The organism is Eubacterium sp. AF34-35BH, assembly GCF_003477765.1.
Lineage (GTDB): Bacteria > Bacillota > Clostridia > Lachnospirales > Lachnospiraceae > Eubacterium_G.
This window is the reverse complement of record NZ_QUDZ01000012.1, coordinates 16392-29076: the sequence shown is the minus strand read 5'-3', so window position 1 is coordinate 29076 and position 12685 is coordinate 16392. Positions and strand designations below refer to the sequence as shown.

Below are 12685 nucleotides of genomic sequence, written 5' to 3'. Positions count from 1 at the left end.
TTACCTAAATTATAACATATTAAAAGTGAATGATAAAGAGAATTGGTTAAAAATTTAACAAAGTTTTAACATAACTAAAAGAACTTAATAAAATAAGAAAATACCCGTAAAAACCTAAACAAATTTATTAAATAATTTCTAATTATAATTACAGGAGAATAAATAAGGGAAATAAAACTATTGAATTACATTTAATTTAAAAACAGAGTAATAATGAATAATAAAAAATAATAATATTTTTGAAAATAAATGTTGAAAAAACATACAATACAGTTGTATTATAGAGTTTAGCTGTCTGGCAAAAAAAAGAAGAAATAGGGAGGAAAACAATGACACAGGAAATAGCTAATCCTTTAGGAACACAACCAATAGGAAAATTATTAAAAAAATTCGCAGTGCCAAGTATTATATCAATGATAGTAATGTCCCTATATAATATAGTAGACCAAATTTTTATAGGACAAACAGTAGGAGAGTTAGGAAATGCGGCAACTAATGTGGCTTTTCCGCTTACAACTTTATGTCTTGCTACAGCTCTTACATTAGGTATAGGTTCGGCATCAGGCTTTAATTTAAACATGGGGGCAGGTGATACAAAGAAAGCACCATATTACATAGGTAATGCAACAACACTTATGCTTATTATAGGTGTGATTATAGGAGTTATCGGTATAGTTTTCGTGAAGCCAATGCTTTTATTTTTTGGCTCAACAGACAAGGTGCTTCCTTTGGCAATGGAATATACAAGCGTTATTGCATTAGGATTTCCGGCAGCCATTGTATCAGCAGGTGGAGCACATTTAGTAAGGGCAGATGGTAATCCTAACTTTTCAATGGCGTGCAATCTGACAGGGGCGGTTATTAATGTTGTACTTGATTATATTTTTGTAATTCTCTTTGGTTGGGGAATGTCAGGTGCTGCAATTGCTACAATTATCGGTCAGTACGTTGCTACATTAATGGTTATTTGGTATTTAATACATTTTAAAACAGTTAAATTAAAGAAAGAGCATTTTGTGCCAAATGCAAAAATATGTTTAAGAGCAAGTCACCTTGGTATGGCTCAAGGACTAAATCAGTTGGCAATTATGTTTGTTCAGATTGTAATGAACAAGACACTAACATATTACGGGGCGTTAAGTTCATACGGAGCAAATATACCCCTTGCAGTATGCGGAATTGTAATGAAGGTAAATCAGGTTTACTTCTCAGTTTGTATTGGGGTAGCCCAGGGCATGCAGCCAATTGTAAGTTTTAACAGAGGAGCAGGAAAGTTTGACAGAGTTAAGAGAACCTACAAGATGGCACTTACATGCAACGTTGTAATTTCATGTATTGCATTTGTTGTATTTCAGTTGTTCCCTGAACAGCTTTTAAGCATATTTGGTTCAGGAAGCAAAGAATACATACAGTTTGGAGTCAAATTCTTTAGAGTATTTTTATTTATGACATTTTTAAATGGAATACAGCCAATAACATCAACATTTTGTACAGTTATCGGTGAACCTAACAAGGGAACATTTTTATCTCTTACAAGACAGGTGATTTGTTTTATTCCTTTAATGTTGGTTCTTCCAATTATTTTTACAACAATAGGTGGAAAGGCAATGGGAATTGAAGGTGTAATGTACGTTGCACCGATTTCAGATTTTCTTGCAGCAGCACTGTCACTTATAGTCGTAAGAAAAGTGTTTAAAACATTGCAGTAACTTAACAAAATTATATATTTTAAACACAGATTGTATAAAAGGTAACTTATTGAAAAATAATAAAAAAAATTTTGAAAAAAAGAAAAATATGTACTATACAAAATAGAATATGTTGTGCTATAATACGTTAGGCGGACACAATATCTTGTGTTCGCTTAAAAAACGGACAAAATATAGGAATCACCCCATAAATAGGGGAGTTCAGGCAGAATAAAGGGATTTTTTGGAGATAAGATTAACAATATTTAGAACAATAGTTAGGGAAATATACAAGAAATTGCAAAGGAGATAGGTATTAATATGGAGTCAAAGATTAGAAGAGTTATTAAGAGAAATGGAGAGGAAGTTTCTTTTGATGTAAATAAAATCCTAAATGCCATAAGAGCTGCAAATAACGAAGTAGAGCCAATACATAAGTTAAACGAATATCAGATTGCAGCAGTAGGAAATATTTTAGAAAAAGAAATTATGTCTACACAGCATGCCACATCAGTTGAAGATATTCAGGATATGGTTGAACGTGGAATTATGGAAATGCGTGGCTATGAAGTTGCACAGAAGTATGTAAGATACCGTTATGTACGTGAACTTGCACGTAAATCTAATACAACAGATGAGGGAATTCTTGCACTTATTGAACAGTTAAACGAAGAAGTTAAGCAGGAAAATTCAAATAAGAATCCTACAATTAACTCAACTCAGAGAGATTATATGGCAGGCGAGGTAAGTAAGGATTTAACAAAACGTATATTATTACCAGAAGAAATTGTTGAAGCACATGAGCAGGGAATTATTCATTTCCACGACTCTGATTATTTTGCTCAGAAAGAACATAACTGTGACTTGATTAATTTAGAAGACATGTTACAGAATGGAACATGCATTTCAGAAACAAAGATTGATAAACCACATAGTTTCTATACTGCATGTAATGTTACTACACAGATTGTTGCTCAGGTGGCAAGTAATCAGTATGGCGGACAATCTTTTTCGTTAGGACATTTAGCTCCATTTGTACAGATTAGCAGAGATAAAATAACAAAAGAAGTTTTAGCTGAAAGAGAACAGATTGGCTTAAATTACAGTGATGAACAGGTAAAGAAGATTGTTGAGAGAAGATTAAAAGATGAAATTAACAGAGGTATTCAGACTATTCAGTATCAGTTAATTACTCTTATGACATGTAATGGTCAGGCACCTTTTGTAACAATGTTTATGTATCTTGATGAAGTACCTGAAGGTCAGACAAGAGATGATTTGGCTACACTTATTGAGGAAGTATTAAAGCAGCGTATTCAGGGCGTAAAAAATGAAAAAGGTGTTTGGATTACACCAGCATTCCCTAAAATTATATATGTTTTAGATGAAGACAATGTAACACCTGATTCAAAATATTGGGCATTAACAGAACTTGCAGCAAAATGTACTGCAAAGCGCATGGTACCTGATTATATTTCAGCCAAAGTAATGAAGGAAATGAAACAGGGGTGTGTTTACCCATGTATGGGATGTCGTTCATTCCTTACAGTAGAAGACAGTCAGAGAAATCCAGATGGAAGCCACAAGTTCTACGGACGTTTCAATCAGGGTGTTGTAACTATTAACTTAGTTGATGTTGCATGTTCATCTAACGGAGATATGGATTTATTCTGGAAAATTTTAGATGAAAGATTAGAGTTATGTCACAGAGCATTAAGATGCAGACACGAAAGATTACTTGGAACACCTTCAGATGTGGCACCAATTCTTTGGCAAAATGGAGCATTGGCACGTCTTAAAAAAGGTGAGACAATTGATAAACTGTTGTTTGGTGGATATTCAACGATTTCACTTGGTTACGCCGGACTTTATGAAATGTGTGTAAGAATGACAGGTAAATCACATACAGATCCTGAGGCTAGACCATTTGCTCTTAAAGTAATGCAGAGGCTTAATGATAAGTGTGCAGAATGGAAAGCAGCAGAGAACATTAGTTATTCAGTATATGGTACACCAATGGAATCAACTACATACAAGTTCGCAAAATGCTTACAGAAGAGATTTGGAATTATTAAAGGCGTTACAGACAAGAATTACATTACAAACAGTTACCACGTACATGTTACAGAAAAAATAGACGCTTTCAGCAAACTTAAATTCGAATCAGATTTCCAGAAATTATCACCGGGTGGAGCTATCAGTTATGTAGAAGTTCCAAACCTACAGGATAATATAGAAGCAGTAATCGAAGTAATGAAGTTTATTTATGACAACATTATGTACGCTGAATTAAATACAAAATCAGATTATTGCGAATGTTGTGGATATAACGGCGAAATTCAAATTATAAATGATGAAAAAACAGGCAAACTTGTTTGGGAATGTCCAAACTGTGGAAACAGAGACCAGGACAAAATGAGTGTTGCTAGAAGAACTTGCGGTTACATCGGAACACAGTTCTGGAACCAGGGAAGAACACAGGAAATAAAGGACAGAGTCCTTCATCTATAAAAACATAAACAACCGGAAAAAATTTCGGATATAATTAAAAAATGAACTTTAAGAACAAGAACAGCATTGACAATTGTCGATGCTGTTTTTGTGGTTTATTTCTTTTTTGTGATTTTTGCAATAGACATTCTATTTAATTATAAGCAAACAAAACAATGATTCAAAAATTATAAAGTATAATATGGATTTAGAAAAAATCGAAACAGAGTATAATATTAATTCATGTGCTATACAGTATGATGTTGTAGGAAATAAATTATATATTGTAAACTTTGATGATGAAATAGTTGAATACACAATGGAAAAAGATAAATTAACAGAAAAAAACAGAACAGAAGTAGAAGTAGACGATAATGAATATATATCGGCTATGTATGCAAAATAAATATTAATTATTAAATAAGCTGCACACTAAACAATTAGCGTGCAGCTTATTTAATATGGCAAAAATCAGTTGGGAATAATGTGTTTTCAGAAAATATTAATTGGCAGTCATACAAACACTAAAAAATTATGTTTTAACCAGTGATTGCAAAATTGAGTAGTGGCTTATGCAGGATTAAATATTGTTAAAAAATCGTTTCATATTTTACTCCTAAATGGTATAATTATAACAAGTTTGCAGGTCGGATAAAATTGAATAATAAAAATTAACCCTAGTTAAATGATAACTCTGGTTGAATAGTAAATATATTTATATAAATAGCTTACACCCAAAGAGATTATATATAAATGGAACAGGAGAAAAATATGATTGTAGAACATTTAAAGGATCATTTTTTTAATGAACTAACAAAGGAAGAACATCTAGAGAAAATAAAAGAGGGTACATTGTCTTATAACAGACTAATGACCTATTACAGATGTGCCATTATGGAGGTGGAAACTAAGTTTAAGGTGCTAAACGAACAGTTTTCACTACGTTATGACGAGAACCCTATTGAGGCAATTAAGTCAAGACTTAAGTCTCCGGATAGTATAATGAAAAAAATGCGAAAGAAAAATATTCCAATGACAACAGAAGGAATTGAGGAAAATATTTTTGATATTGCAGGAATTAGAATAATTTGTTCTTTTAAGGAAGATATTTATAAAATGGCAGATTTATTGTTACAGCAGGATGACATAACATTAATCGAAAAGAAGGATTATATTAAACATCCTAAAGAAAGTGGCTACAGGAGTCTTCATTTGATTGTTGAAGTACCAATATTTTTGGAAAACGAAAAAAGAGCTATGAAAGTAGAAGTTCAGCTTAGAACAATTGCTATGGATTTTTGGGCAAGTCTTGAGCACAAATTAAGATACAAGAAAGATTTAGATGAGGATATCCTTGAAAAATTGTCAAAAGATTTGACAGAATGTGCACTAAAGTGTGCAGATTTAGATCACAAAATGCAGTGTATTAAAAAGAGCATAGAAGAAAATTCGTTAAATAGGCGAGGCAAATAGAAAAGTTTGTACTGTTAGTAACAATAAAAAACAAATGCAAATTTGGTTTCAAATGGGAGTTGTAAGAGAATAGTTTTTTTGAAAAGAAATATATATAAAATGGAAAAAGGAGAAAAAAATATGATTTTTGAATTTAGTAAGATGGAAGATACGGTAATTCCTAATTTCTATGGTGGAGAAAAGCACATTAGTGCTAAGATGCATGTGGACGATAATTTAAAATTAATGAAGGGTACTTTAATTCCGGGAGCTTCCATAGGTGTTCACACTCACGAAAATAACAGCGAAGTGGTTTTTGCACTTTCAGGGGAAGCGGAAGTAACAATGGACGGGAAGACAGAAATTTTAAAACCCGGTACAGTTCACTATTGTCCAATGGGACATAGTCATGGAATGGTAAATAAAGGTACAGAGGATTTTGTAATGTATGCAGTTGTACCTAATCATAAATTATAAAAAGGAATCGGTATAGCGTATGAATGGAGTGTCGTTTTATAAGGAAAAACTAACGGATGGTAAAGCTGTGTATTTTACACAGGACAATTTTAATATTAAAAATGATGGAACAGAAGATGTAAGTGTGCAGTTACAGGAAGCAATTCACGCTGTTGTAAAACAGGATGGATATGGAGTGCTATTTGTGCCTGAAGGTAAGTACCTTCTTAGTAGAACAATCTATGTTCCAAAAGCAGTACGAATTATAGGTTATGGCAAGAACAGACCAGAATTTATTTTGCAGGATAATGCGGATGGTTTTAATGAACCACATCCTGAACAAAAAGGTGGTTTTAAATATCTGTTTTGGTTTACTAACAAAATGGAAGAGGACGAAAGTCGTATTCAGGATGCTAATCCGGGAACTTTTTACAGTGCAATGTCTAACGTAAATGTAAGTCTGGGCAGGGGCAATTCTCAGGCAGTGGCTTTTAGAACTCATTACGCACAGCATTGTTTCATTAATCATATCGATATTAATGTTGAGTCAGGAATGGCAGGCATTTACGATGTTGGAAACGAAATGGAAGATATTTTCATTAATGGTGGAAAATATGGCATCGTTACTACAAAGTGTTCTCCGGGCTGGCCTTTTGTTATGGTTGATGTAAGGTTTAACGGTCAGACTGCAGCAGCCATTAGAACCCACGAAGCAGGTCTTAATATAATAAGAGCTTACAGCACTAACACATCCAAGTTCATTGATGTTGATGAAGGTTATTTTGAAAAATTAATTATAGAAGACTCAATATTTGAGGACATGAATACATTTTTGGACATTGCTCAGGAGAAAAATCAGCTTACACAGATTAATGTAAAAAACTGTTATCTGAGGGCAGTGGAAAATATTGTTTCTTTTAAAGACACAGGAAGAAAAATAAACAGCGAAGATTACCAGTGCAGATTGAAAAAGTATACCCATGGAATTGTGGCAAGTGACATTAATCCTGACAAACAGTTCCACGATGAAATTTACCGCTATGCAAGAGAAGTGGATTATTCTATTTTAAAAACAGACCTGCCGATACTTCAGGAGATGGACTTGTGGGCAAATGCTAAAGATCTAGGCTTGAAAGGTGATGGCATTACAGATGATACAGAAGCCTTAAAGAATGCAGTTGAAAAGTATCAGACAATATATTTCCCACAGGGAGAATACATTTTAACAGACACAATTACTTTAAAAGAGGATACTTCTTTTGTTGGTATGAATCCGGTTTCGACAAGATTAGTATTAAAAGAAAATGCAGAGAAATTTACAGGTTTTGGAAAGGTAAAACCTTTCATAAAGACATCAACCGGAAAGAATATTCTCTTTGGATTAGGCGTATACACAGGTGGTCGAAATCCTAGAGCATGTGGTGTGTTCTGGTGTGCCAACGGCGATTCATATATGAACGACGTGAAATTCTTTGGTGGTCATGGTAATTTGGTCAAAGGCACAGGCGACTTTGAAATGCCATACGACAGAGGAAGAGCAAGAGACGCTGACCTTAAGAAAATATGGGACTATCAATATCCAAGTTTGTTAATCAGAAATGGTGGAGGTATTTTTAAAGACGTTTGGTCAGCCAGCCCTTATGTTACAGCAGGTGTTCAAATTGAGAAAAACAGTTCTCCAATTAGAATTTACTGTTTGTCCTTAGAACATCATCAAAGATGCGAAATTAGAATGATAAAGGCAAAAGACGTAACAATTTATGGTTTCCAAAGTGAAGAGGAAAAAGCAGAGGGCGAATTTGCACAGCCAATAGAATTACATAATTGTAAGGATATTACTTTTTCATCAACCTACTGTTTCAGAACTGTATTTGTAAACAAGCCTTATCCATATTGTGTCAAAACCTGGGATTGTGAAAACATTAAATTCCTTAATGTACACAATTATTCTCAGATGAAATATACAATAGACAATTTCCTATTAGATGTTAATACAGGCATTGAGGTAAGACCTTGGCAGGCGGCAAGAATTGAAGTTATTGGAAAAGAAACAAGTCACGTAACAAGAAATACGGTAGTTGAATTTTCAATGGATTCCAAAAATAAATATAGTAATGAATTATTATACAGTGGATTTAGATTTGCTGATGGTGGCTGTTGTGACGGCAGAGGTAACTTCTATTTCCTTGATAGCTTAGACAAGAAGATTTATCGAATAGATGGCAAAACCTTGAAGATGACAATGTATTTTGAATCACCGTTTAAGATTAATTCTATTGGTTTTGACACAAGAGACAATATTGTTGTAGTTGGTGAATATTCAATTCCAAGAGAAGCTACTTTAAATGGCAAGGAAATAATAAACAACTTACCACCTGACAGTTATGGCACATCTTATGGCTTCTGGTATGACAGCAGAGCGATTGTTGTGGCATTTACAATTGACAAAAATGGTGACATTGAGAAATTGCACAAAGTCAATATAGGCGATATTAAACCGGAAAGAGTTTTATATCCGGGAAACCGTTGGAGAGATGAAAATGACTTTGAACAGGTTGTTACCTACAATCCAAAGAAGGCATTTTTGGCAAAAGACGGAAAGACAATTATCCCATGCCACTATGATTTAATGAGAGCAAATAATTTATCAAGATCAAAGCCGGGAAGAAAGTTATATTCAGTAGACGAATTGTACAAGCGCGTATGGCAGTGTGATATTACAGAAGACGGTTTACTGGAGAACCCGGTTCCGATTATAGAAGAGGGCGATTATAAAGTAAGAAAGTTTAACAATAAGATTTACGTGGCAGATGACAATATTAAAATATATGAAGATTTCAAATTGTCAGACACAATTAAGTTGCCACAAAGACCTACAACTTTTGATTTTGGAGGGGAGAAGAGAAAAAATCTTATTGTGACAACGAGACATGCAGTATATTTAGTAAAGGATTATTAAAATTATGAGAAAAGGATTAATTATGGCATTAGCTACGTTGCTGGCTTTTACCATGGTAGGTTGCGATGGCAGCAAAAATAATAGCAAAAGCGACACTAATAAGGTAAAGGAGTCTAAAGAAAAAATAACATACGTTTCAAAAGGAAATCCTGTAACTGACAACAAGATTTTCGGAGATAATGTTTATGTTTTTGACAGCAAAGACAAAATAGAAGATGTACAGAACAAAATAGATTCGGTGTACAAAAAACAGGAGTCAAATCAGTTTGGTGATGAGCGATATGCACTTTTGTTTAAATCCGGTAAGTATGATAAATCATTATCTGTAAAAGTAGGATTTTATACTCAGGTTTCAGGTTTAGGAATTGAACCTACAGATACTAATATTAATCAATTATGGGTCGATGCAAAGTGGATGGGCACAAATGCAACATGTAATTTCTGGAGAAGTGCAGAAAACTTTTCCATTAATAAATATTGTATGTGGGCTAATTCTCAGGCAGTTTCATTACGACGAGTTAATTCAAGTGATGGGATTGTTTTAAGTGATGGAGAAGGCTGGTCAAGTGGCGGTTTTATTGCAGACAGCAAATTTGCCGGGACAGTTTCTTCAGGTTCACAGCAGCAGTATTTATGTAGAAATAATCAGTGGAACAACTGGGAAAACGGTGTTTGGAACATGGTTTTTGTAGGCGAAGAAACTTACAGTAATCCTTCAGGAGAGTGGCCATATGCTCCATATACAGTAGTGGAAGAGTCACCGGTAGTACAGGAGAAGCCATATATTTGCTACGATAATGACAAAGGCTATGGGGTTATGGTTCCAAAACTTCGCAAAAATGCACAAGGCATTTCATGGGAAAATGGTGTAACAGGCACATTTTACAGCCTAAACACTTTTTACATTGCAAGTCCTGACAAAGACAATAGCAAAACATTAAACAAGGCTTTAGCCGACGGAAAGAATATTTTATTTACACCGGGCATCTACAATATAGAAGAAACTCTAAAAGTAACAAAGAAAGATACAATTATTTACGGTATGGGACTGGCTACACTTGAAGCTTCAAAAGGAAATGTTGTCATGAATGTTTCAGATGAAGACGGTATAAAGGTATGCGGACTTTTATTTGATGCAGGTGAAAAAGAATCAACAACTTTGTTGCAGGTTGGAGATAAGAAAACAAAAGTATCTCATGCAAACAATCCCCTTTCTTTTAGTGATGTGTACTTTAGAGTTGGTGGTGGAAAGTACGCAGGCAAGGTTAAAAACTGCGTAACAATTAACAGCAACAACGTAATAGGCGACAATTTCTGGGTATGGCGAGCTGACCATAGCACAAATGTAGGTTGGGACGTTAACACAGCAACTAACGGAATTATCATTAACGGTGATAATGTAACAATGTATGGTTTGTTTGTGGAACACTTTAAGGAATATCAGACTATCTGGAATGGCGAAAATGGTAAATTATTCTTTTATCAAAGCGAATTGCCATACGATGTGCCAAAGCAGAAAGCGTACAAAAGTCACAATGGAAAAGTCAATGGCTATGCTTCCATTAAAGTGGCAGACAGTGTTAAAAAATTCGAAAGCTACGGTATAGGTGTTTACTGTTATAACAGAGACAGCGATATAGACATTGCATCAGCAGTGGAAGTTCCTGACAGAAAAGGCGTTAAGTTACATAATACATGTACAGTTAAATTAAACGGGCAGGGACAGATTTCCCACATTATAAATAAAAGTGGAACAGCAACTGAAAATTTAGGTAATGCATGTAGAATAAGAGAATACGAAAACGGAATTGTTATTCAATAAAAAATATATAAAAGGAGAGTTGAAATGATACTTAAAGAAACTTACACATTGAGAAACGGCGTAAAGGTACCAAAGATAGGATTAGGTACATAGCAGATACCTGATGGAGAAGATACTTATAATTCAGTAACTTTTGCATTAATCAATGGTTATAGACACATTGATACAGCAAAAGCTTACGGAAATGAAAAAAGTGTTGGAAAAGCAATCAAAGATTCGGGAATTCCAAGAGAAGAGATTTTTGTTACAACAAAGTTACCAGCAGAATGTAAAGGCTACGACATTACAAAGAAATGCTTTGAAGAATCTTTGGCTGATTTAGGCTTAGATTATATTGACTTATATTTAATTCATGCACCATGGCCATGGGAAAAAATGGGTATGGATTGCACAGAAGGCAATATTGAATGTTGGAAAGCAATAGAAGAAATATATGAAAGTGGCAAGGCAAAAGCAATTGGTGTTTCAAACTTTGCTCCTGAACATATGCAGCCTATATTAGACAATTGTAAAATTGTGCCTATGGTTGATCAGGTAAGTTTCCATATTGGAAACAGACAGGAAGCAGTAGTTACTATGTGTAAGGAACATGACATTCAGTTAATGGCATATTCACCACTTGCAACAGGTGGCTTGGTAAATGATGAATATGTTGCAAAAATTGCTGAAAAGTACAACGCAACAATTCCACAGATTTGTGTTAGATATTGTATTCAAAAAGGTGCAATAGCTATTCCAAAATCAACTAAGGAAGAAAGAATTATTTCTAACGTACAGGTTGATTTTGAAATAAGCGATGAAGATATGGAATATCTTGATAAAAAATAATTAACTTGTCATCACGTTCACAAGAAATAATTAATCTTTTACTTTATAGCAAGGAATAGTCTTGTGAATATAGCGGAAAGGACAATTAACTTGTCCAACCGCCGTCTAGAGTAATAATTTGCCCGGTTAGATAAGAACCAGCTTCACTTATGGAATATACAGTTTTGGCTACATCCTCAGGTGTGCCCAGTCTGCCAACAGGTATTTCTTCTATTATAGAAGCAATATCTTCAGAATCTAAATGTGAATTCATTTTGGTATCAATGATACCGCACGCAATTCCATTAACTTGAATATTAGAAGGTGCCAGCTCTTTTGCTAAAGCTTTAGTGAAAGTGTTAATGGCACCTTTTGTTGTAGAATAGGCAACTTCACAGGAAGCACCACAATTACCCCAAACAGATGATATATTAATAATCTGACCATAACCCTGCTTCAAAAATAAAGGTATTAATGCCTGACTAACAGAAATAGCAGAAGTAACATTTGTATTCCATATTTTGTTCCATAAATCCTCATTTAAGTCCTGCAATAATCCAATTATAGAAATCCCCGCATTATTAATAAGAAGATTCACATTAAGATTATTTTCACTAATATAGTCTGAAATTTCCTTGCCGCAGGAAAAAGAAGACAAATCACATTTAAGAGTATGCAAATTATCTCCATAAATATCAATTAATTCGTCTAAAGCTTCATTATTATTAAAATAAATACCTACAACAGTATAATTTTTTTCTAAAAGAAATCTTGCAATTTCTTTTCCAATATCTCCTGATGCTCCGGTAACAATAGCAGTTTTTTTCATGTTTTCCCTTCCTTTCATCTCGCAAGCAGCCTGCCTATATATTCAGCCATGCAGCTCGATTTCACTTCCTTTCATCTCGCAAGCAGCCTGCCTACATATTCAGCCATGCAGCTCGATTTCGCTTTGCTTCATCTCGCAAGCAGCCTGCCTACATATTCAGCCATGCAGCTCGATTTCACTTC

The 12685-nt window shown here is 34.2% G+C and carries 9 protein-coding genes; 8 read left to right on the top strand and 1 reads right to left on the bottom strand.

Annotated elements, in window-relative coordinates:
• The first annotated feature begins 329 nt into the window (after positions 1-329).
• The 8 genes from DWZ69_RS11180 (at position 330) to DWZ69_RS11145 (ending at position 11695) form a co-directional block, all read left to right on the top strand.
• On the top strand, positions 330-1709 hold the full coding sequence (locus tag DWZ69_RS11180) for an MATE family efflux transporter (RefSeq protein WP_118000731.1): 1380 nt from the start codon (positions 330-332) through the stop codon (positions 1707-1709).
• Between the two features lie 300 nt (positions 1710-2009).
• Entirely contained in the window at positions 2010-4199 is a 2190-nt protein-coding gene (gene nrdD, locus DWZ69_RS11175) for an anaerobic ribonucleoside-triphosphate reductase (protein ID WP_118437074.1), read from the top strand.
• A gap of 181 nt (positions 4200-4380) precedes the next feature.
• On the top strand, positions 4381-4584 hold the full coding sequence (locus tag DWZ69_RS11170; RefSeq protein ID WP_118000735.1) for a hypothetical protein: 204 nt from the start codon (positions 4381-4383) through the stop codon (positions 4582-4584).
• 365 nt (positions 4585-4949) lie between these two features.
• The gene (locus DWZ69_RS11165) at positions 4950-5651 is read left to right on the top strand and encodes a GTP pyrophosphokinase family protein (RefSeq protein WP_118437072.1); all 702 of its coding nucleotides are present in this window, start codon (positions 4950-4952) and stop codon (positions 5649-5651) included.
• Between the two features lie 120 nt (positions 5652-5771).
• Entirely contained in the window at positions 5772-6107 is a 336-nt protein-coding gene (locus DWZ69_RS11160; RefSeq protein WP_118000739.1) for a cupin domain-containing protein, read from the top strand.
• Positions 6108-6126: 19 nt separating this feature from the next.
• Positions 6127-9045: a glycosyl hydrolase family 28-related protein gene (locus tag DWZ69_RS11155; RefSeq protein ID WP_118437070.1), complete on the top strand. Its 2919-nt coding sequence runs from the start codon at positions 6127-6129 to the stop codon at positions 9043-9045.
• A gap of 4 nt (positions 9046-9049) precedes the next feature.
• Positions 9050-10867 (top strand): hypothetical protein, encoded by a 1818-nt coding sequence (locus DWZ69_RS11150; protein WP_118437068.1) that lies wholly within the window; start codon positions 9050-9052, stop codon positions 10865-10867.
• 96 nt (positions 10868-10963) lie between these two features.
• Positions 10964-11695, top strand: a complete 732-nt coding sequence (locus DWZ69_RS11145; protein ID WP_279210269.1) for an aldo/keto reductase — start codon at positions 10964-10966, stop codon at positions 11693-11695.
• A gap of 85 nt (positions 11696-11780) precedes the next feature.
• On the opposite strand, the gene DWZ69_RS11140 is transcribed toward DWZ69_RS11145, so the two are convergent.
• Positions 11781-12503, bottom strand: coding sequence for an SDR family NAD(P)-dependent oxidoreductase (locus DWZ69_RS11140; protein ID WP_118000748.1), 723 nt, complete (start codon positions 12501-12503; stop codon positions 11781-11783).
• Between the last annotated feature and the right edge of the window lie 182 nt (positions 12504-12685).

Excerpts from the sequence above, each read along its gene's own strand:
- DWZ69_RS11180 (WP_118000731.1), top strand. The coding sequence starts at position 330 with ATGACACAGGAAATAGCTAATCCTTTAGGAACACAACCAATAGGAAAA.
- nrdD (WP_118437074.1), top strand. The coding sequence starts at position 2,010 with ATGGAGTCAAAGATTAGAAGAGTTATTAAGAGAAATGGAGAGGAAGTT.
- DWZ69_RS11170 (WP_118000735.1), top strand. The coding sequence starts at position 4,381 with ATGGATTTAGAAAAAATCGAAACAGAGTATAATATTAATTCATGTGCT.
- DWZ69_RS11165 (WP_118437072.1), top strand. The coding sequence starts at position 4,950 with ATGATTGTAGAACATTTAAAGGATCATTTTTTTAATGAACTAACAAAG.
- DWZ69_RS11160 (WP_118000739.1), top strand. The coding sequence starts at position 5,772 with ATGATTTTTGAATTTAGTAAGATGGAAGATACGGTAATTCCTAATTTC.
- DWZ69_RS11155 (WP_118437070.1), top strand. The coding sequence starts at position 6,127 with ATGAATGGAGTGTCGTTTTATAAGGAAAAACTAACGGATGGTAAAGCT.
- DWZ69_RS11150 (WP_118437068.1), top strand. The coding sequence starts at position 9,050 with ATGAGAAAAGGATTAATTATGGCATTAGCTACGTTGCTGGCTTTTACC.
- DWZ69_RS11140 (WP_118000748.1), bottom strand. The coding sequence starts at position 12,503 with ATGAAAAAAACTGCTATTGTTACCGGAGCATCAGGAGATATTGGAAAA.